This window comes from Halomonas sp. NYA30 (assembly GCF_976980765.1).
Genome location: NZ_OZ334477.1, coordinates 2,939,229 through 2,960,703, shown reverse-complemented (window position 1 = coordinate 2,960,703; position 21,475 = coordinate 2,939,229). Strand labels below are relative to the sequence as shown.

The window sequence follows — 21,475 nt, the reverse complement described above, 5'->3', positions numbered from 1 at the left end:
AAAACGATGGAAACCGCGATGCGCGAGCGTTTTTGGGAGCGCTATACCCTAGAAGAGTTGACGCCCCAGGAGTGGGAAGCGCTATGCGACGGCTGTGGGCAGTGCTGCCTGTTAAAGTTGCACGACGAAGATACCCAGGAACTGGCAGTGCTAAACGTGGCTTGCCGCCTGCTGGATATACATAGCTGCCAGTGCAGCGATTATGAGAACCGTTTTAAAACGGTGCCGGACTGCACCCAGCTTACCCCCGCCTTGGTAAAAGAGTTCACCTGGTTACCACAAAGCTGTGGCTACCGTCGGGTGGCAGAAGGGCGCAAGCTGGCAGGCTGGCATCCGCTGTTAAGCAATGACGCCGAACGGGTACATCGTAAAGGCGTCAGTGTGCGTGGTTTTGCTGTTTCTCAAGATGAGGTACCTGAGCAGCAGCTGGAGTCACACATCATTGCCGTGCTGCCGATGTAATCCCTTACATTTTAAGCGCTGGGCTGGCGCTTTGGGGTATCCCAAATAGATAAAAACGCTTCTTTAACCGGTAAAAGTGCTTTTTTAGCTGGCGCCTGGCTAGCGGGTTTGGCGCTAGTTTTACGAGGAGCGTCCCAAATTGTCGGGAAGTGATCTTGGTATTTCATGGTTTCTGCTGACTCCTAAAGATCTGTCATAAGCATTGGGCTTATAAATTGAGATTGGACGTTGGTGTATGCGACTAAGGTGTAGTATGACGCAGTAGTGTGAGCGAGTGAATATTTTCTGGAAAATATTTTCATAAATGGCTGGTGTGCAGACGATACGCTTGAGAACAACACAGAAAAGTGCTTTTTAGTTAATTTTAATTAGTCTGAAAGTGCTCTGCCAACCATACCTGCAAAGCCTCGATGGGCATCGGTGGAGCAAATAGGTAGCCTTGAAATACATCACAGTTAAACGCCGTTAGTTGCTCTTACTGCTTAACGACGTTTTCAAATGAGGAATGCGTCGACTTACCAACAGTATCGCGATACCTAACCAAAAGCAGAGCAAGTCGGTGATTAACTCAATTGCTCGCGGTAGCCATGCACGCACCGGCCAGCCAAAGTGAGCCGCTAAAGTAATGAAGCCAATAACCCCATAAAAACAACAGCCCGGCAAGCTGCAAAATGCGCCGCTGACAGTGCCTATGTGCACCGACCCACAGACAAAACGCAGCCATCATAAGTATCGGAACTGCTTGGTTTGGAAGGCACGTGTGTCCACTTAATAAAGAAATTGCGTAATTAGTGGCGTCGAGAGCGTTGTGGAATAGCGCATAAAAGGCGTTCGTGGCGAGTGCTAGCCCCGTCGCTTTACGCCATTTTAGTTTGCCATCACTAAATTTCTATATTTGAAGTTAAGTTTGGCTGATTAGCTGGGGTTGCCCAGGTGCACAGCGAATGTCTAAAGCTAAACTAAAAGCAGTAGCAAATACGAATGTAATCTGCATTAAAAAACAGGTGGTTATTGGGCTGGTTCGACTTCTGAAAATGTCGCTTTGCGCAGTAAGGTGTGTAAACTGAGTGGAGACTGTTACCCCTTGTAAGGATTCTCATGACCGCTGCCAGCTTTCCTCCCATCCCTCCACTCGTGGTGGGTATCGGCGCCTCTGCTGGCGGGTTAGAAGCCATTTCAAAGTTGATAAAGCCGCTTGATCCGGACATGCCACTGGCTTATGTCGTGTTACAGCATGTATCTCCGAAGCATAAAAGTATGCTGGTCGACATTTTAAGCCGAGAGACCCGTTTAAGAGTCCAGCTCTTTGAAGATAATCAAACCCCAGAAGCGGGCGTAATCTATGTGGTGCCTGCGAATACCAATGCTCTTATTAAAGAGGGGGTTTTTTATACCACCCCCATAAGACCTCACGTTGGGCCAAAACCGTCGGTTAACGAATTTTTTATCTCGCTAGCGGCGGACGCTCATGAGTCTGCGGTAGGGATTGTGCTGTCAGGCACCGGTTCTGATGGTACGGCTGGCTTACGCGCTATTATGGCGGCCGGTGGCATCACGATGGTGCAAACGCCAGCCAGCGCTAAATACAACGGCATGCCGCAATCGGCGCTGGATGCCGGCGTCATTGATTATGTATTGGATGTAGAGTTCATGGCGTCACGGTTGGCTGATCTATCTCGCCTTGAACGTTCAGGCATTGAGGATAATCAGGCCTACGTACCAGAACGCTTATTAGCATTGTTAAAAGAGCATCGAAAGCTAGATTTTTCCGGCTATAAAAAAGGCACGTTAAGTCGACGGATCAGGCGGCGCTTGATTGCTACAAATGTTGCCGATATGCATCAGTATTTAGCATTGGTGGAGTCTGATGCTGCAGAATTAGAGCAGCTAGGTCGCGATATTTTAATTTCGGTAACGGCATTTGTACGCGACAGGTCCGCATTTGATGCTTTGGATGGGGCTGTGAATAGCCTTATCCAAGAGGCAGGTCGTGAGCCAATTCGGATATGGGTGGCGGGCTGTGCAACGGGGGAAGAGGCTTACTCGATTGCGTTAATGATTGCCGAAGCCAAGCGGCGGCATGGCGAGTTCAGCCGTGTAGTGCAGATATTTGCTACCGATATCGACGAAGATGCTTTGGAGATCGCTCGACGCGGTCGCTATATAGCGGCTGCCCTTGAAGCGTTGCCGTCCGAGTGGGTGGAGCGTTACTTCACTGCTGACGAGCATACGTACGAGGTCAACAAAGAGCTGCGCGATATGGTCGTGTTTGCCAAACATAATTTGGTCAACGACCCCCCATTTTTGCGATTGAACCTGGTTTCTTGCCGTAACGTGTTGATCTATTTCAATAATGAGTTGCAGGCGCGGGTGCTGCAGCGCTTTCATTTTGGACTCAGAACCAAAGGAGTGCTTTTTCTAGGGCGCTCGGAAAGTATCGCCCAAACCGAAAGTTTATTTACGCCGCTGAATAGACGTGAACGTCTGTTCCGCAAACAGGGTGAAAGCCGCGAAGTAGCCGTGCGTTCATCGCAAGGGGGTGGGGAGAGTCAGCCTTTACGTCGGCGTGATCGCGATATGCAGCAATTGTTAGATGGGCTGGTTTCCCATATGGAAGCAACTGTTGCCTTGTGCGATACCCAAGGAAGCGTGCTGCATACAGCGGGTGACGTCGCTAAATTTTTACATTTTCCTGCTGGTCGCACGCAAGTAGGCATCAGCGATGTGATTAGTCCGGTGTTTCGCGGAGAGCTGATGACGATGTTGCATCAGTTCCAGAAACTGCGGGAGCCTCAGGTAGGCCGCCGTCGGCGTTTTGAAGACCGCTGGTGGCGGCTCAGTGTGCGGTCGCTGGAGAGCGATGACGACAGCCGTCTTCTGGTGATTCTAACGCCGAATCCCATTACTGAAGCTGTTCCAGCAACCGATGTGTCGTTAGAGCGGCTAATGGAGCCGCTGCCAACGGAAAAAGGAAATAGCTTAGAAGATGAGCTGGTGGCTACCCGTGAACATCTCCAGGCGCTAATTGAAGAGCTGGCCACGGCCAACGAAGAGATGCAGTCGCTTAATGAAGAGGCCCAGGCGTCCAATGAAGAGTTGCAGGCCACTAATGAAGAGATGGAGGCCGCCAACGAAGAGCTTCAAGCTACTAATGAAGAGCTGATAAGCCTTAATGAAGAACTCAATGTTAAAACCGGTGAGCTGACGAAGCTTAACGAAGAGTACACCTACCTCTATGATGCACTTGATTTTCCGCTGCTGGTATTTGATACCGACCACTGCTTGAAGCGCTATAACGCTCCAGCCGCACGCTATTTCAACTTTCGACCTACGGCCCTTCAGCGGCACGTGGGGGGGTTAAAACTTCCGTCTGCACTCAATAATTTGGAACAGCAGCTTGCCAGCGTTATGACCAGTGGGATGCCGGAAGAGGATGTGGTTGAAGTTGAAGGGCGGTTGTTACAGCGAGTATTGACGCCAGGCGTTAGTCGAGATGGCAAGGTAGAGCTATTGATCGTGACGTTGATGGACATCACCGACCTTAGCCATGTGCAGGCCAAATTACGCCAATCCCAGGCGCAGTTGAACGCACTGATGGAAAATAGCACGGTGATGATGGCGCTCAAGGATCTCAATGGTCACTACACGTTTGCTAATCCCCAGTTTTTAAACACGTTTGGCTTGTCCCAGAATGAACTTGTAGGCCATACACCCTTTGAATTATTTCCGGAACCCTATGCTAGTTCTCTGTGGACATGTGACCTTGAGGCACTGCGCTATCAGCGCATGGTAAAAGCGGAACACGTGTTGACCACGCCTGACGGCGGCGTGCGTATTTTCTCGTCGGTTCATCAAGTCTTACGCGATGAGCAAGGCCACCCACACCTGATCCTGACAGAAGCGGAAGATATTACGTCGCGCAAGCAGGCCGAGCGGGAAATGCAGGTGGCCGCCAAAGTCTACGAGCAGGCGGGTGAGGCCATTGTTGTCATTAATGCGTTAGGTAATGTCCAATCAGTTAATGCCGCCTTCTCACGGATTACCGGATTTTCCGCTCAACAGGTACTGGGCACCCCGGCGCTGCCGCTTATATACAGCGAACAAGAAAATGGGATGGATACTGAGCTTGCGTCCACCTGCCATATTTTATGGGAGCTAGTTCAGCATAATGGCTTTTGGCAAGGAGAGGTGTGGAACCGCCGACATGATGGCAAGCTGTTTTCACAATGGTTGACGCTGAACAGTATTGAGCCGGATAGCCATGAAGAAATGCTCTATGTGGCCGTATTCTCGGATATCACGCACATTAAAGAGTCTCAGCAGCACGCGGAGTACTTAGCCACTCACGATGCGTTGACAGGCCTCCCCAATCGGACGTTGTTTCAAGACCGCCTTCAGGTCGCCATTGCCCACGCTAAACGCAATAATCAAATCAGCGCGCTAATGTTTCTAGACCTGGATAACTTTAAAAGCATTAACGATACCTTGGGTCATGACGTTGGTGATGAGCTGCTGATTCAAGTGGCTGCTAGGTTGCGTGAGCTGGTGAGAGAGATGGACACCGTAGCCCGATTGGGGGGCGATGAATTTACCATTATCGTCACGGAAACCACGATTGAAGGTGCCGAACAGGTGGCCAAGCGGATAGTTGAATCGCTTTCCAAACCTTTTGAAGTTCGCCGTCATTCGCTATTCGTCACCTCAAGTGTTGGCCTAGCTTTTTGCCCCGATGACGGTGAAGATGTGGCAGGCCTCACCAAAGCTGCCGATACGGCCATGTACCGTGCTAAAGAGAACGGTCGTGACCGTTTTGAGCTATTCAAACCCGAGCTGCAAGAGCGCTTGATGCGAGACGTCGCCATAGAGCACGCCTTGCGAGAAGGCATGGAGCAAGGTCGTTTGCACTTGGTCTATCAGCCTAAATTTACCAGCGCTTCTCCCAATCAGATAGTGGGAGCCGAGGCGTTACTGCGTTGGAATGATCCGGTACTGGGCGCGGTAAGTCCTGCCGATTTTATCCCTGTCGCAGAAGCAACAGGCTTGATTTTAGAGCTGGATCGGCATGTTGCGCTGCTGTTGGTTAATCAGTTGGCGCAATGGCTTGCTGACGGTATCTGCCCGCCGCCAGTGGCCATGAATGTCTCTGCCCGCAGCTTTCAGGAAGAGCGTTTCATCTCCCATTTGTTTACCTGTTTAAAGCAGTACCGTGTCCCCCACGAGCTTATCCAGGTAGAGATTACCGAAAGTACGCTGGTGGACCGCTCGAGCGCGGCATTAGGCAATATTGAAAAACTGCGTGAAGCTGGCATCAAGCTGGCGGTCGATGATTTTGGCACTGGCTACTCCTCTCTGGCGTATCTAAAACGGTTACCGCTGGCTGAGCTGAAAATAGACAAAAGCTTTGTCGACGGCCTAGGTAATGCTGATGAGAGTGACCAAGCGATTGCGTTGGCGATTTTGGGCATGGCCAAAGCGCTCAATATCCGCACCGTGGGGGAGGGGGTGGAAACTCAGGCTCAACTGAGTTGGTTGACCGCTAATGGCTGTGATTACGTTCAAGGGTATTTATTATCAAGACCTCTACCGCTGGCTGAGTTTACCGTGTTAGTAGCGGCCTATGCTTTGCCTTCAAGCAACGATGACAAGGAAAGGAATTCCTAACGTGGCGATGCAAGACGGGTTTATCGAGCAGTGTGAGCAGGAGCAGTTGCATCTTTCCGGCGCCATTCAGGCTCACGGGGCGCTGGTGGTGAGTGATCTTCAAGGACGTGTCAGCCATGTATCGGCTAATTTGGCAAGCTTACTCGCTTTAGATATGCGTATTGAACAGCTACTAGACCAACCGCTGCCCGAATTTCTTGAGGAGGTTCACAATATCGCCCCACCCCTTAATCAGGGGGAGCGCTATATTGGCCAGGGGAATATTGGGCAGCAAGAGTTTGATGTGATCATCAGTCATAACGGCGAACAGCTGATCTATGAGCTTTACCCAGTGGATGCTCATGCTGACCTGATGCCTATGACAGGGGAGGCCTATCCTGTACCAGAAGATCGCCAAGCGCTGGAAATCCAGTGCCAGCAACTATTAGAGGCGCTGCTGGCCTTAAGCGGCTTCGATAGAGTGCACTATTACCGCTTTATGCCGGAAGGCGACGGTGAAGTAACGGCGGAAGCCCGTCAGCCGGAGGTGGATGGTAGCTACTTAGGGCTGCGTTTCCCCGCCAGCGATATTCCACAGGTGGCACGTCAGCTCTACTTACAAAATCCATGGCGCTCTATACCCCACGCCAGCGCTGAACCCTCGGCCATTGTTGGGCGTGCCGAGTCATCACATCCCAATCTTACCTGGACTGATCTGCGCAGCGTATCGCCTGTTCATCAAGAGTATATGGCCAATATGGGCGTTGGCTCGGCTATTTCTCTCCCCATCACCCAGTCAGGTGAACTTGATGCGCTGATCTCTTGCCACAGTGCGGTACCAAAACAGTTAACGGTTAGCCAGTTACAGGCCATGAGTGCGCTTTCAGAAGCCTTTAATTTACGTCTTCGCGACTATAAAGCACGTCGGCGGTTACAGATACTGGATGGATTGCAGCGCCAGTTTGACCAAGCCAAAGCGGTACTGATGCGCCATGGTGAGTTAGAGAGCGCTTGGCCCGAATTGAGTCGTTGGCTAATGGAAACGTTTAATGCTGATGGTGTTATTTTGCAGGTCGGACATGAGTACCATCAAAGAGGGGTCGTATTATCGGCGAGCGCTGTGGGTGTTGTAGCCGAGGCGGCCAGGTTTGAAACGTCGTCCGTATGGATAAGCGATAATCTACAGCGCGATTGTGCTGATATGCCATTGAGTGAGATTGCGGGCGTTGCAGTCGTTAGTGATTTACCTCTGGATCAGTATCACAGCGTTAATCTCTATCTTTGCCGACTGGAACACCTCTATGAAGTCACTTGGGGCGGCAATCCAGATAAACCTGTCGACTATCGCAATGGCAGCAGTGCGATTGCCCCGAGACGGTCATTTGAAGCCTGGGTGGAGCAGCGTGTGGGTCACAGCAGGCCCTGGTTTTCCAGTACTCGTATCTACCTGCTGAAACTTCGTGCCTTACTTCAACAGGCAAAGTCATTCAGCTGGACAACGGATGAGTAATCCAACGCTTAGCGAATGGTTGAAGCGTGAAACACGGGCAGACCATCGTCGAGTGGATCAGCACCCCGCGTTGAAGCCGCTGCTTAAGCAGGATTTAACCCTGCCAGAATATGCCACTGCGTTAAGCGCCCTTTATGTGCCGATAGCCAGCTTAGAAGAGGTGTTGAGCATTGGTTTAATCGCTCACGGTGCTCACTACCCCCTCACTCAACGAGCAGCGCTGCTGAGGGCGGATATTGATCAATTAGGCCATCAGGTGAGCGCACCCCACGGCGTTTCACTACCTGAGAGTATGGCGAGCATCGTAGGCATGCTCTATGTGTTGGAAGGGTCGCGTTTGGGGGGCGCCATGATTGCTCGACACGTTAAGCGCGTGATGGGAAATCAGGTACCGCTGCGTTTTTTGACTACTCACCCTTTAGAGGAGGCCCAGTGGGCCGACTTCTGGCGTTTCGCTGAGCATCACTGCCCGACCGCTACCTGGCCTGCTGTGTTGGCGGGGGCACAGCAGGCCTTCATGCTCTTTATGCAGGAGCTGGAGAGGGTTGAGTGTTAAGGCCCAGCGCCCAAAGAATAAACGCATCTTGCCGCGCCGTATCGCGCCAGGCTTTGAAACGCCCGGATGAGCCACCGTGTCCGCTGCTCATATCCGTACGCATTAGCACCGGCGCTGAACCCTGTTGCTGTAGTGAGACCTGGGCATAAAATTTGGCTGGCTCCCAGTAGCTGACTCGGGTATCAAACCAACTGCCTTCAATCCATAACGCTGGGTAAGCCTGCGCCTTGATATTGTCGATGGGGGAGTACGCGGCTATTCGTTCGGCCACTTCTGGGTCGTCGGGGTTCCCCCACTCGCTGTACTCTGCTGTCGTCAGTGGGAGTTCCGGATTCTGCATCGTACGCAGTACGTCCAAGAAGGGCACATCAAGCAAGGCAGCGCAGAAAGCCTCAGGCGCACGGTTTATACAGGTGCCAACCAGTAGCCCGCCGGCGCTAGCGCCATAGGCAACGACATGCCGCGGATCACTAACGCCTTGCTCAACCAGTGCCTCGCGCGCTGCCAGGAAATCATGGAAGCTGTTTTCCTTATGGGCCATCTTGCCGTTTAAATACCAGGGTTCACCGCGCTCACCGCCACCTCGAACGTGAGCAACAGCAAAAGCTGCGCCACGTTCGAGTAGCTCTAACCGGGCGATAGAGAACCAAGGATCTAGCGCCTCGCCATAAGCACCGTAGCCATACAGCAGCGTGGGTAAAGGCTGATCCGCTAGGTCGGCGCGCATGACCACCGATACCGGTACCTGCTCGCCGTCATGGCTGGTGGCCCATAGACGCTTACTGATTAATTGTTCAGGCTGAAGATTGCCGTAAACGGGCACACGTTTGAGCAGCGTGCGTTCGCCGCTGGTGAGATCAAGCGCGAACCAACTGGGTGGCTGGGTAAACGACTCTTCGCGCAAGCGCAGTATCTGGCTATCAAAGTGCGGTGCATCTTCCAACAGTTGTGAACATGGCTGTTCGGGTAGGGCAAGATACTCATCCAATGTGCAGGCATGCTGCGCGTCAAACACTAATCGCCTTAAACGCACCTGCGCTTGGTCATGGTCGCGCTCACCCAGCATCAGACCCCAGGAGAACGCATCAACGCCTTCAAGCGTGGCCTCTTCCCGGTGAGCGATTAAGGTTAGCCAGCTCAATTGACGCTGGCCAAGCTGGCTTTCCAGCAGAAAATCAAGCTGAAAATGAGCGCCTGCCTGATTATGCAGGCGATAAAAGCTGCCTGGGCGATGGTCGATGCTGTACTCGACGCCGGCCTGGCGGGGCTGGATACAGAGCGGCGTTGCTGTCGGCGTATGTGCTGGCAGCAAGTGAATCTCACTGGTGTCCTTTGAGCCGCTTTCGAGCAGCAGCCATGAACGTGAACGTGTTTTTCCAATGCCAATCCAAAACTCTGGATCCTCCTCGCGCAGCACCAGTTCAGGCGCTAGTGAGACGCTGGGGTTATCCAGGCGTAGCGGTATGCGCCATACGCTATCGGGGCGCTGAGTGTCATCAAAGCGGGTAAAGAGTAGGGTGGCTGTGGTGGCCGTTTGATCTTCTGCCCAGCATAGGCCAGCGCCAATATCGCTAAGCAGTTGAACGGGTGATCCGTTAGGCAAGGCTTTCAACCAGAGCGTGAACCGTTCATCGCCTTGGGTATCTTCTGTCCACGCTAGCCACTGCTCGTCGGGTGAAAGCGCCATGTCGCCCATGTCGTAAAAGTCATGCTCGGCGGCGCGGGCGCTAACATCGAAGAAGCATTCATATTGCTCAGGTTGGTTATTGGGGTGACGCCACCAGCTTGGGTAGTCGTCTTTGGCGCCGGTCTCGCTCCAGAACGTAAAGTGATCAAGTGGTGTCTTAAGACTGGTGATGGCTAATTCGCGCCGCGCTAGATGGCCCTGGTATAACGCTTCTTCTAGCGGGGCTAGCGGGGTAAACCAATCGGCTTGTTGCTGGTTGGCGGCTTCTAAAAAGTCGCTCACTTCAGTGTTTTCGCGCTCTTCTAACCAGTGCCATTGCGGGTCATTAGCGCGATAATATCGCGCAGCGGGTAAGCCTGATTGTATGCCTAGCTGTGCTTTCATAAATTGATAGGTACCATAACGGGAAATCAACGTCGGGTGAGTTCACCCACATGAGGGGTATTATGCTGTTTGCAAATTCAACGTCACTGTTGTGGTTGAGTTATTACGGTCTGTCGCTGTTAGTGATTGTCGCGGTCTACTTTGCGTTTACTTTCCTGCCTCGCTTGCCGCGCTTAGTGATGACCTGGGCTGTCGCTGGAGCGATATGGACACCCGCCAGTTTCCGGTTGCCGTTGATTGAAGAGGGTGAATTCTATACCGGTTGGGCACCTTCGGCGATGGTGGCAGCGGTTGGCTTTTTAGAAAATAACGGTTCAGCGCTGCGTGGCGGGCTGATGTGGCTGGTGTTGGGTATGGCGCTAGGCGCACTTATTGGTGTCGCTCTGTGGTGGTGGCGTCGTTCTAGCAATGCTGAGTACGTGACACAAGAAGAGAAACCTCATGATGACCAGCCGCCTTCTCGTCGTCGTGAACCGGTGATTGGTTAATGGGCCCCTTAACCAACTGTTCGGTGTTTAAGCATGTGTGAAGCGTATGTGTGAACTGCTTGGCATGAGCGCCAATGTGCCTACCGATATCTGTTTTAGCTTTTCGGGCTTTTTGCATCGTGGTGGGGGCTCCGGCCCCCATCGTGATGGATGGGGCATCGCCTTCTATGAAGAGGGCGGTTACCGCGATTTTCGTGACCCTCACCCCTCGGTCGATTCGCCCATTGCGCGGCTAATTTGCGACTATCCCATTAAGTCTAACGTGGTGATCAGTCACATTCGTCAAGCGAATGTGGGCGGCGTAAAGCTTGCCAATACCCATCCTTTCACCCGTGAAATGTGGGGGCGTCCCTGGTGCTATGCGCATAATGGCCAATTAAGTGGCTGGGAGAGTCTAGCGTTAGGGAACTACATCCCGGTTGGTAGCACTGACAGTGAACACGCCTACTGCTGGTTAATGGGAGAACTTCGCCGTGAGTTTCCTACCCAACCTGCGGAACCCGAAGAGCTTTGGGAGCGCTTGCACCAGTTATGTGAGCAGCTAAGGGCGTTGGGCGTATTCAATATGCTGCTCTCGGATGGCCGCTATTTATATACGTTTTGCGCCACCAAGCTGGCTCACATCACCCGCTGCGCGCCTTTTGGCGATGCGGAACTCTCCGATGCAGAAATGACGGTAAATTTTGCCGAACACACCACCCCAGACGATATCGTTTCGGTCATTGCCACTGAGCCGCTTACCCATAATGAAGCGTGGCAACGTATGGTGCCAGGAGAGCTATTGGTTTGGCGGGATGGAGAAATCCAGGCGCGATACTGTCCATAAAGGGTGTCCATAATAGACTTAGTGACTTACGTTAATGGTAGGAACCATGATTTTTACCTACCCAGTACTAGGGCTAAAGTTGAAACGTAAGTTTCAATCGATCGTTTTACAGCCTGTCGTGGGTCGTATATTGTTGGGCGTCTGTACTTTGTGACACCTGTACTTTGCGACATTAGCCTAGCGACAACAACAAGGTCGGTGAGCACGCCGACATTGATAGCGGAGATTGCCCATGAGCGAACACGCCAACGCCGCCGTTTTACGTGGCCCAGCGCTTGAAGGGTTGGATCAATATGATTCAGTCACGGATGTTTTTCATACCGCAGTAGAACGTTTTAAGGACAAACCTGCATTTTCCTGCATGGGGAAAACGCTAACCTTCGCCGACCTTGACCGCCTGTCAGCAGACTTCGCCGCATGGCTTCAACACGAAACCGACCTTGTCCCCGGAGATAGGATTGCGATCCAGCTACCTAACGTACTGCAGTTTCCGGTGGCGGTATTTGGCGCGCTTCGGGCGGGGTTGGTGGTGGTGAATACCAACCCGCTATATACCGAGCGGGAAATGGCCAACCAGTTCAAGGACTCCAACGCTAAAGCCATTTTGATTTTGGCCAATATGGCCGACAAGCTGGAGAAAGTGCTCGATAAAACAGATATCAAACACGTTTTAGTCACCCAGCTAGCCGACTTACACGATGTTCCCAAGCGCTGGTTAATCAATGCAGTGGTCAAGCACGTTAAGAAAATGGTGCCTGCTTATTCACTGCCCAGTGCGGTGGGTTTTCGCGATGCATTGAAAAAAGGTGCCTCGCTAAATCACACTGAGGTTAAGAGAAGTCCCGACGATTTAGCTGCGCTTCAATACACCGGCGGCACTACGGGAATGCCGAAAGGGGCGATGCTTACACATCGCAACTTGATCGCTAATATGCTGCAGGCACGCGAAGCCATTGGGCCTCATCTAAACGATGGTGAAGAGCTGATCATTGCACCGCTGCCGGTCTATCACATCTACACGTTTACCGTTAACTGCTTATTTTTGATGGAAACGGGCAACCACTCTTTGTTGATCACCAATCCTCGTGATTTGGATAGTTTTGTCAAAGAGCTCAAAGGGTTGCCATTCACCGCTTTCATCGGCCTCAATACCCTGTTTAATGCGCTATGTAATCGGGACGATTTCAAACAGCTCGATTTCTCTAAACTAAAGCTAACTATCTCAGGCGGTATGGCGCTCACCAAAGCAGCGGCGCAGCGCTGGGAACAAACCACCGGTTGCCCGATTGCCGAAGGTTACGGCCTAACGGAAACATCACCTATTGTAAGCTTCAATCCCACCGATGCGATTCAGTTGGGCACCATTGGTAAGCCGGTTGCGGGTACCGCAGTCAAAGTAGTCGACGCGGATGACAATAATGTGCCAATGGGCGAGCCTGGGGAGCTGTGCGTTCAAGGGCCACAGGTGATGAAGGGTTACTGGCAGCGTGAAGATGAAACGCGGGTTTCTATTGATGAAGATGGCTGGTTCCACACCGGTGATATCGCCGTGCTGCAGGATGATGGCTATATTCGCATCGTGGATCGTAAAAAAGACATGATCCTGGTCTCCGGCTTCAATGTTTATCCTAACGAAGTCGAGGATGTGGTAGCTGCCCACCCGGACGTTCTTGAATCGGCAGCGGTGGGTGTGCCGGACGAAAATGCTGGCGAAGCGATTAAGCTGTTTGTGGTGAGCAAAAATAGCCAGCTTGATGAGAAAACGCTGCGTGACTGGTGCAAAAAAGAGCTAACCGGCTATAAAGTGCCTAAAATCATCGAGTTTCGAGATGAGCTGCCCAAAACCAACGTGGGCAAAGTGCTCCGCCGCCAGCTGCGTGATGAGGAACCCTCAAAAACCTGACCGTTAAATGACGGCTCGGCGCTGTGGTTAGGCGTCGAGCTGCTGAAAGCGTTACACTATAGAACTGTACTAAGAAACTTTGTATAAGACCCGCTCAATTGAGCGGGTTGATTTTTTATAGCTCAAAATTAAATGTCTCTTGTTAAATGCCCAAGTGAATGGAAGCCGACTCAATCGTGACCACCGACACATCCCCAGCCCCCACCGATAGCCAACGTCTCGCGTCGCTGCAACAGGCGGCTGGGAGTGTGATGCTGCGCGATGCAGAGCGGCTGGAGCGTCGCTTGGCGGGTTTATACCGCCGTCAGCGCGACAACAAGCCCATCAGCCGTGGTTTGGATGAAGTGCAGCGTGAGCTCGATCGCTCTCAGCAACAGCTTAGCCTGCGTGAAGCCCAGCAAGTCGCGCTTAATTATCCGCCCGAACTACCGGTAGTTGAACGCAAAGAAGACATCGTTAACGCAATACGCGATCAACAAGTGGTGGTGGTGGCAGGGGAGACCGGTTCAGGCAAAACCACACAGCTACCTAAAATGTGTCTGGAGCTTGGACGTGGTCGCCGCGGTTTGATTGGTCACACCCAGCCGCGTCGTCTGGCTGCCCGCAGCGTTGCAGGGCGTTTGGCTGAAGAGCTGCAGGTCTCTATCGGCGACCAAGTAGGCTATCAGGTGCGCTTCACCGACCAGAGCAGCCCGAGTACGTTGGTTAAATTGATGACCGACGGAATCTTGTTGGCCGAGACCCAGCACGATCCGCTGCTACTGCGCTACGACACCATCATTATCGATGAAGCCCACGAACGTAGCCTCAATATCGATTTTCTGCTCGGCTATTTAAAGCGTTTGTTACCTAAGCGCCCCGACCTGAAGATCATCATTACCTCAGCAACAATCGACGTCGATCGCTTTGCTAAACACTTTGGCACTGCGACAACGCCCGCCCCGGTCGTGGAAGTCACCGGACGTACTTATCCTGTTGAAGTGCACTATCGTCCGCTAACACGTGACGACGAGGATGAGGAAGACCGCACGCTCCAAGAGGGAATCCTGCACGCAGTGGGTGAGATCGAAGCTATTGAGCGTGAGAAAGGCTGGCTGCATGGCCCCCGGGATGTGCTGGTATTCTTACCCGGCGAGCGTGAAATTCGTGAAACCGCCGATATTCTGCGCCGTGCCGATCTAAAGGGTACCGAGATTCTGCCGCTTTACGCTCGGCTCTCCAATGAAGAGCAGAATCGTGTGTTTGCGCCACACCGAGGGCGGCGTATCGTGCTGGCCACCAACGTCGCGGAAACTTCGCTAACGGTGCCGGGCATTCGCTACGTGATCGACCCAGGGCTGGTGCGTATCAGCCGCTATAGCTACCGCTCCAAAATACAGCGTCTACCGGTAGAAGCGGTCAGCCAAGCCAGCGCCAATCAGCGCAAGGGACGCTGTGGCCGGATCGCCGAGGGCGTGTGTATTCGCCTCTACAGTGAAGAAGATTTTCTATCTCGGCCTGGTTTTACCGATCCCGAGATTCAGCGCACCAACTTAGCGTCGGTGATTCTCTCGATGCTGGGGCTTAAACTGGGTGATATTGAGGCGTTTCCGTTTGTAGATCCCCCCGATAGCCGCTTTGTTAAAGATGGTTTTCGGCTGCTGTTCGAGCTGGGTGCTGTCGATGAGCGACAGCATCTCTCGCCACTTGGCCGCAAGCTGGCACGGCTGCCGATTGACCCACGCCTGGCGCGCATGGTGTTGGCGGGCGCCGAATTCGGCAGCCTGCGCGATGTACTGATCGTGGTCTCGGCGCTGGCCATTCAAGACCCGCGTGACCGGCCTGCGGACAAACGACAAGCCGCCGATCAAGCCCACCAACGCTGGCACGATCCGGATTCAGATTTTGTCGCCTTGCTGAACCTCTGGCACGGCATCGAGAACGCCCGGGAGGCGCTGTCGGGCAATCAACTGCGCCGCTGGTGCCGCGATCACTACATCAACTACCTGCGCATGCGCGAGTGGCACGATACCTTCCGCCAGCTGCGTCAACTGCTGCGAGATATGGATATCGACGTACCCGCGCCGCCTGTACGTGATGAAGAAGAGAGCGAAGAGCAGGCTAAGCAGGCACGACGTAAAACCTCCGGTAAAGTCCACCAGGCGCTGCTTTCAGGGCTACTCTCCAATTTGGGTACGCTGGTGGAGAACCGCGAGTACCTTGGTGCTCGCAACCGCAAGTTTATGATCCACCCCGGCTCTGGATTGGCCAAGAAGTCGCCCAAATGGATCATGGCGTTTGAGATGGTGGAGACCTCCAAGCTGTTTGCCCGCACCGTGGCCAAAATCGACCCCCAGTGGATCGAACCCCAGGCGCAGCATTTGGTTAAGCGCAGCTACAGCGAACCGCATTGGGAGATGAAACGCGCCCAGGTGGTGGCCTTTGAGCAGGTCACATTGTTTGGACTGCCGATCGTGGCGCAGCGCCGGGTGCACTACGGGTCAATCGCACCCCAAGAGTCCCGGGAGCTGTTTATACGCCGGGCGCTGGTGGAGGGGGAGTTTCACACCAAAGGGGTCTTTTTTGCCCATAACCGCGCGCTGATTGATGAAGTCGAAGCGCTGGAAGACCGTGCTCGGCGGCGGGATATTCTGGTCGATGAAGATACGCTTTTTGATTTTTACGACCAGCGGATCCCGGCGGAGATCGTTAACGGCAAGGGCTTTGAGCACTGGCGCAAACAGGTCGAACAGCAAGAGCCGCAATTACTGCATTTCGATATTGATTCGCTTAAGGCACGGGATGCTGATGACGTTACCCAGGCTCAGTATCCTGATCATTTAGTTCTGGCGGGCGTTGCGTACCCGGTAAGCTACCACTTTGACCCTGAAGCCGAGGATGACGGTATTACCCTGACCGTTCCCGCCGCTATGCTGCCGCAAGTGTCGGTGCATTCGCTGGAGTGGTTGGTGCCGGGGCTGTTACGCGAAAAGTGTATTGCGCTGCTGAAGTCGCTGCCAAAAAGCATTCGCCGCCAGGTGGTGCCGATCCCAGATTGGGTGGATGCCGCGCTGGAAACCTTGGTGCCTGATCAACGCCCGTTAACCGAGGCGTTAGGAGAATTTATTCGCCGCCGCACATCAACGCGGGTGCATCCGGACGACTGGCGCTTGGATTTGCTCGAACCGCATTTGATCATGAATATTCGCGTGGTGGATCATGCGGGCGAAACCTTAGGCCAGGGGCGTGATCTGCGCGCTTTAGAGCAGCGTTTTGAAGCAGCCGCCAGCGCTGGTGCCCAGGCGCTGGCCGAACAGGTGAGTTCTGAACCTGCTGTTGCTGGCTTGCCTAAAGCGCCATTGCCTGCCTCTCGCGTGACCACCCAAGCAGGCATTCGTGTTGAGGCGTATCCTGCGCTGGTCGCTGAAACCAGGGGGGGCGAAGCCAGCGAATTTAAGGTGGCGCTGTTTGATCACCCGGCGAAGGCGGATGCCGCCCACCAGGAAGGTATCGCCCGGCTGGGCATTGCCAAGCTACCCGAGCAAGTGAAAGCGATTAAGCAACTGCCCGGTGTTGAGAATTGCGCGCTGCTATTTGCCAAAGTAGGCAGCAAGCAAGCTCTGATTGACGATCTGCTGCTAGCGGTGTTTACCCAGGTCGTCGCTCAGCACCCGCTGCCGCGCTCAGAAGGCGAGTTCAGTGAGCGACTGACCGCTACTCAGAGTCAGCTCGTTGAAGAAGCCAAAGCATTGCTGGTTAAGGTGGAAGCCGCACTGCAAGGGCACTTGGCAGTCAGTAAGGTGCTAAAAGGTAAGCTCAATTTTGCCTTGGCGCTGGTGTACAGCGATGTTAGTGCGCAAATGCAGCGTTTGGTTTATCCAGGGTTTATACGCGATGCGGGCGAGTGGCTGGATGAATATCCACGCTACACCGAGGCGGCGCTGCTTCGGCTCGAAAAAGCCGCTCGTGAACGTGGTCGCGATCAAATGATGATGCAGGATGTTCAGGCATTAGAGGCCCGTTTTGACGCCCGTCGAAAAAGTGAGCGGCGAGGGAGTGTCGAAGACCCGACGTTAGTGAGCTTTGGCTGGTGGTTGCAAGAACTCAGGGTGTCGCTCTTTGCACAGCAGTTGGGTACCCGTATGCCCGTATCGGTGAAACGCCTAGAAAAGCGTTGGCAAGAGATTATCAGCGTTTAGCAAGTGGTTGAAAAAGGTGCTGGAAAAAGCGCTATTTTACGCACACAGTAACGTGATGGGTTCGCCGTAAGTCGCACGCTACATTGATGGCCGCTCACGTCGGCAAGCCGCTTAAAGGAGATTGGCATGACACATGTGGTGATTACCGGTACAGGACTCTATACACCGGAACACGCCATTGATAATGCGGCCCTGGTGGCGGCATTTAATGCTTGGGTAGATGGTGAGAATGAGCAGCACGCCGAGGCCATTGCGCGAGGAGAACGCGAGCCGCTGGCACACTCGAGTAGCGAGTTTATTGAAAAAGCGTCAGGGATTAAGAGCCGCTATGTGCTCGATGCGTCAGGTATCCTTGACCCACAGCGTATGCGGCCTAAACTGCCACAGCGGAGTAATGACGAACCCTCGCTTCAGTGCGAGATGGCGACCGAGGCTGCGCGTCAGGCACTGGCCGCCGCTCAAGTGGATGCCGCTGATATCGAGCTAGTGATTGTTGCCTGCTCAAATCTAGAGCGTGCCTATCCTGCCGTGGCCGTTGAAGTCCAGCAAGCACTGGGAACAAGTGGCTATGGGTTTGATATGAATGTGGCCTGCAGTTCAGCCACGTTTGCTTTGGAAACCGCGGCAAATGCGATAGCTTCCGGTAGCGTCAAGCGCGCACTGGTGGTTAATCCTGAGATTTGCTCAGCGCATCTTAATTTTCGAGACCGTGACAGCCACTTCATTTTCGGCGATGCTTGTACCGCTGTGGTACTAGAAAATAGCGCTGTTGCCGTTGCTGATGAGCAGTTTGAAATCCTCGGTACGCGTTTGATCACTCAGTTTTCCAATGCGATTCGTAATAATGCGGGTTTTTTAAATCGCGTGACGGACAGTGATCCGATGGCGTTGGATAAGCTGTTCGTGCAGGAGGGGCGGCGGGTATTTAAAGAAGTTTGCCCAATGGTGGCCAAGTTGATCACCGATCATCTGGCGTCCTTGGAGCTAAATGGAAGCGACCTTAAACGCATGTGGCTGCACCAAGCTAACCGGCATATGAACGATTTGATTGCCCGTAAAGTGTTGGGGTATGACCCAAGTGAAACCCAGGCACCGATCATTTTAGATCGCTATGCAAACACCAGCTCAGCTGGCTCCATTATTGCGTTTCACCTTCATCGCGAGCAGTTCAATCAGGGCGATATTGGTGTGATTTGTTCGTTTGGCGCTGGCTATAGTGCGGGCAGTGTCGTCATTCGGCGGGTGTAGGTTTCTGTCAACGTGCTGTGGAATTGGAAAAAGGAAAATGTCATGTGGCAGTGGTTAAGTAACGACAAGTCAACGCTTTCGTGGCGCTCAAAAGGGTTGCCGCTACTGCTGGTGGCGTTATTAGCAAGCGGCGGTTGTGCCAGTACACAAATGGCAGAAAACGCCAACCCAGACGACCCATGGGAAGGCTTTAACCGTAAAGTGTTTGCATTCAACGACGTATTGGATCGCTACGCGCTTAAGCCTGTGGCAAAAGGCTATCGCACTATTACCCCTGATCCAGTAGAGACGGGGGTAGGTAACTTTTTCTCCAATTTAGGCGAAGTACGTACTGCGCTTAATAGTGTGCTCCAAGGTAAGCCTGCTAATGCGGGCCTTGCTACCTCGCGCTTTTTGATTAACTCCACCGTTGGCATTGGCGGGTTGTTAGATTACGCAACGCTGATGGAAATTACCGCGGATAAAGAGGATTTTGGCCAAACGTTGGCGGTATGGGGCTGGGATGATTCACGCTACTTGGTGCTGCCTTTCTTAGGCCCCAGTACGCTACGTGATACTACGGGCTTGCCTGCTGACATAGCCGCGTATCCGGTTACCTACGTAGAAGACGACACTGTTCGCATAAGCCTGACAGCACTCAACCTGATTGACACCCGAGCGGGGTTGCTCGACCAGGAAGAGTTGATTCGCGGTGATCGCTACCGCTTTATTCGTGACGCTTACTTACAGAGCCGCCAGTTCGAGGTGAGCGATGGAGAATTGGGCGATGACCCCTTTGCCAGCGATACCTTCGACTTTGATGATAGCGACTTTGATGACAGTGACTTTGAAGATAGCGACGCTGGTGACGACGGCGTTGGTGGCGAAAATAGCGTCGATTGAGGCTTATGATGGAGCATTCTAAGCAGTTGATCGCGGTGATCGACGAGCCGGGTCGAGAGCGCGATGCGCTGGCCGAAGCGATTACCTGTGACGACATGTGGGTATTCGCCGCTGAAGACATCGACCATTTGCCTGCGGATACGGCGCTGATCGTGGCCCACGCCAGAGCAGTGCCACGCCAGCAGTGGTCGCAGCTAACGCGACGCTTACCAACGCTGGTCGTGAGTGACTCGCGTCAGGATGCTGATCTTATCAAAGCCATTGACGTTGGGCTGGTGGATTATATCGTCCACCCTCTACGCCATGCCGAGCTGCTGCGGCGCATGATCCGTAAAGCCATCGAGCTAAATGATTTGGCCCTAGAGCGTAAGCGTGATCATGAGCGTCTTGCCGAGTTAAATGAGAGTCTAGAGACGCATTTAGCGCTACTGCGTATGGATCAGCAGAGTGGTGGTCATATCCAGCGGCGTTTACTGCCGTTACGTCCTAAAGTCATCAATGGGGTGTATTACGACTATGTATTTGCACCTTCTCTCTATCTATCCGGTGATTTTCTAGACTATCAACGTTATAACGAGCGTTATAGCGCCTTCTATTTTGCCGATGTGTCGGGGCACGGTGCGTCGTCGGCCTTTGTCACGGTACTGCTCAAATATTTATGCAATCGTTGGTTGAGTGAGTGGGATGGCCAGCAGCCAGAAAACTTGCCGCCGGATTGGCTAAAGGCGATGAACCGGGAGTTGCAGGGTACTGATATAGGCAAACATGCCACCTTATTTGTCGGTGTTATTGACCATGAGGCGCATACTCTGCACTATTCGCTCGGCGCTCAGCTTCCCATGCCGCTTTTAGCAGCAGAAGGAGAGCTACGGCGTCTTGAAGGCGAAGGAATGCCAGTAGGCCTTTTCCCCGATGTGGAGTATCCTTCGCTTAGTTGTGCTTTGCCGAACAAATTTCGTTTATGGCTTTGCTCAGACGGTGTATTGGAATGCTTGCCGGGTAAAACGCTCGACACGCGGCTCAAGGAGCTTGAGCAATTAGTAAGCGAGAGTGTCACGCTTGAGCAGTTGCGCGACCGGCTGGCAGAGACGAATGCGCTCCTTGGAGAAGGGGACGCGGAGTTTGATGCTAACCAGGAACGCGATGCTTTACCCGATGATCTAACAATCATGATGGTGAGCGGATTTGGTCATGCTGAGTGAAGAAGGCCGCATTAAAGCGGCGTTCGATTCTGGTGTTTTTGTCTTAAAGCTGTGTGGCGATGTGCGTTTAACGCTCTGCGCTACGCTGGATACCCAAGCCCAACGTCTTGCTGAGACACCGGGGTTGCGTGCCGTACTGATTGACCTGCGTGAGGCCACCAATGTGGATTCGACCGCGTTGGGTTTCTTAGCTAAGGTCGCAATGGCAGTAAAAGGGCGCTTAGAGCAGTCCCCGACCATTATTGTCGATAATGATGACGTTCGAAAAATGTTGGACGTGATGGGGTTTGCGCGCTTTTTCACTTTGATGGAAGCGCCTCTGCAGCAGGCAACAACGCTTAACGATGCTCTCGAAGAGTTACCTGAAGAGCCTGCCGACGAAGAGGGGCTGCGTGAACGCATTCTCGAAGCCCACCGTATTTTGATGCACATGAACGAGCATAACCGCGAGCAGTTTCAGCCGCTGGTTGACATGCTTGAGTCCCAAGACGCAGCCACGCACCATTAAA

General features: G+C 53.1%; 13 protein-coding genes. 12 read left to right on the top strand and 1 reads right to left on the bottom strand.

Annotation, left to right across the window (positions count from 1 at the left end):
* Positions 1-6: 6 nt before the first annotated feature.
* The 4 genes from ACWI0H_RS13750 (at position 7) to ACWI0H_RS13735 (ending at position 8,168) form a co-directional block, all read left to right on the top strand.
* On the top strand, positions 7-462 hold the full coding sequence (locus ACWI0H_RS13750; RefSeq protein WP_485873720.1) for a YcgN family cysteine cluster protein: 456 nt from the start codon (positions 7-9) through the stop codon (positions 460-462).
* Between the two features lie 1,098 nt (positions 463-1,560).
* Positions 1,561-6,123: an EAL domain-containing protein gene (locus ACWI0H_RS13745; RefSeq protein WP_485873719.1), complete on the top strand. Its 4,563-nt coding sequence runs from the start codon at positions 1,561-1,563 to the stop codon at positions 6,121-6,123.
* Between the two features lie 7 nt (positions 6,124-6,130).
* Positions 6,131-7,612, top strand: a complete 1,482-nt coding sequence (locus ACWI0H_RS13740; RefSeq protein WP_336274344.1) for a GAF domain-containing protein — start codon at positions 6,131-6,133, stop codon at positions 7,610-7,612.
* Positions 7,605-8,168, top strand: a complete 564-nt coding sequence (locus ACWI0H_RS13735) for a biliverdin-producing heme oxygenase (RefSeq protein ID WP_485873718.1) — start codon at positions 7,605-7,607, stop codon at positions 8,166-8,168. The genes ACWI0H_RS13740 and ACWI0H_RS13735 overlap by 8 nt, the downstream gene beginning before the upstream one ends.
* On the opposite strand, the gene ACWI0H_RS13730 is transcribed toward ACWI0H_RS13735, so the two are convergent.
* The gene (locus tag ACWI0H_RS13730; protein ID WP_485873717.1) at positions 8,137-10,239 is read right to left on the bottom strand and encodes a S9 family peptidase; all 2,103 of its coding nucleotides are present in this window, start codon (positions 10,237-10,239) and stop codon (positions 8,137-8,139) included. The genes ACWI0H_RS13735 and ACWI0H_RS13730 overlap by 32 nt on opposite strands.
* 62 nt (positions 10,240-10,301) lie before the next feature.
* Between ACWI0H_RS13730 and ACWI0H_RS13725 the strand changes: the two genes are divergently transcribed.
* The 8 genes from ACWI0H_RS13725 to ACWI0H_RS13690 all read left to right on the top strand — a co-directional run bounded on the left by ACWI0H_RS13725 (position 10,302) and on the right by ACWI0H_RS13690 (position 21,474).
* Positions 10,302-10,727: a hypothetical protein gene (locus tag ACWI0H_RS13725; protein ID WP_339883658.1), complete on the top strand. Its 426-nt coding sequence runs from the start codon at positions 10,302-10,304 to the stop codon at positions 10,725-10,727.
* Positions 10,728-10,773: 46 nt separating this feature from the next.
* Positions 10,774-11,553 (top strand): class II glutamine amidotransferase, encoded by a 780-nt coding sequence (locus ACWI0H_RS13720; protein ID WP_485873716.1) that lies wholly within the window; start codon positions 10,774-10,776, stop codon positions 11,551-11,553.
* A gap of 232 nt (positions 11,554-11,785) precedes the next feature.
* Positions 11,786-13,456 (top strand): AMP-binding protein, encoded by a 1,671-nt coding sequence (locus tag ACWI0H_RS13715; protein ID WP_035563314.1) that lies wholly within the window; start codon positions 11,786-11,788, stop codon positions 13,454-13,456.
* 158 nt (positions 13,457-13,614) lie between these two features.
* A complete protein-coding gene (gene hrpA, locus ACWI0H_RS13710) occupies positions 13,615-17,634 on the top strand; it encodes an ATP-dependent RNA helicase HrpA (protein ID WP_485873715.1) in 4,020 nt (1,339 codons plus the stop codon).
* Between the two features lie 126 nt (positions 17,635-17,760).
* Positions 17,761-18,882 (top strand): beta-ketoacyl-ACP synthase III, encoded by a 1,122-nt coding sequence (locus ACWI0H_RS13705; RefSeq protein ID WP_485873714.1) that lies wholly within the window; start codon positions 17,761-17,763, stop codon positions 18,880-18,882.
* Positions 18,883-18,924: 42 nt separating this feature from the next.
* A complete protein-coding gene (locus ACWI0H_RS13700; RefSeq protein WP_101147899.1) occupies positions 18,925-19,764 on the top strand; it encodes an MlaA family lipoprotein in 840 nt (279 codons plus the stop codon).
* A gap of 8 nt (positions 19,765-19,772) precedes the next feature.
* Positions 19,773-20,966 (top strand): PP2C family protein-serine/threonine phosphatase, encoded by a 1,194-nt coding sequence (locus ACWI0H_RS13695; RefSeq protein ID WP_101147900.1) that lies wholly within the window; start codon positions 19,773-19,775, stop codon positions 20,964-20,966.
* Positions 20,956-21,474 (top strand): STAS domain-containing protein, encoded by a 519-nt coding sequence (locus ACWI0H_RS13690; protein WP_485873713.1) that lies wholly within the window; start codon positions 20,956-20,958, stop codon positions 21,472-21,474. Before ACWI0H_RS13695 ends, ACWI0H_RS13690 begins: the two co-directional genes overlap by 11 nt.
* The last annotated feature ends 1 nt before the right edge of the window (position 21,475 follow it).

Coding starts and splice junctions, on each gene's coding strand:
- ACWI0H_RS13750 (WP_485873720.1), top strand. CDS start 7: ATGGAAACCGCGATGCGCGAGCGTTTTTGGGAGCGCTATACCCTAGAA.
- ACWI0H_RS13745 (WP_485873719.1), top strand. CDS start 1,561: ATGACCGCTGCCAGCTTTCCTCCCATCCCTCCACTCGTGGTGGGTATC.
- ACWI0H_RS13740 (WP_336274344.1), top strand. CDS start 6,131: ATGCAAGACGGGTTTATCGAGCAGTGTGAGCAGGAGCAGTTGCATCTT.
- ACWI0H_RS13735 (WP_485873718.1), top strand. CDS start 7,605: ATGAGTAATCCAACGCTTAGCGAATGGTTGAAGCGTGAAACACGGGCA.
- ACWI0H_RS13730 (WP_485873717.1), bottom strand. CDS start 10,239: ATGAAAGCACAGCTAGGCATACAATCAGGCTTACCCGCTGCGCGATAT.
- ACWI0H_RS13725 (WP_339883658.1), top strand. CDS start 10,302: ATGCTGTTTGCAAATTCAACGTCACTGTTGTGGTTGAGTTATTACGGT.
- ACWI0H_RS13720 (WP_485873716.1), top strand. CDS start 10,774: ATGTGTGAACTGCTTGGCATGAGCGCCAATGTGCCTACCGATATCTGT.
- ACWI0H_RS13715 (WP_035563314.1), top strand. CDS start 11,786: ATGAGCGAACACGCCAACGCCGCCGTTTTACGTGGCCCAGCGCTTGAA.
- hrpA (WP_485873715.1), top strand. CDS start 13,615: ATGGAAGCCGACTCAATCGTGACCACCGACACATCCCCAGCCCCCACC.
- ACWI0H_RS13705 (WP_485873714.1), top strand. CDS start 17,761: ATGACACATGTGGTGATTACCGGTACAGGACTCTATACACCGGAACAC.
- ACWI0H_RS13700 (WP_101147899.1), top strand. CDS start 18,925: ATGTGGCAGTGGTTAAGTAACGACAAGTCAACGCTTTCGTGGCGCTCA.
- ACWI0H_RS13695 (WP_101147900.1), top strand. CDS start 19,773: ATGGAGCATTCTAAGCAGTTGATCGCGGTGATCGACGAGCCGGGTCGA.
- ACWI0H_RS13690 (WP_485873713.1), top strand. CDS start 20,956: ATGCTGAGTGAAGAAGGCCGCATTAAAGCGGCGTTCGATTCTGGTGTT.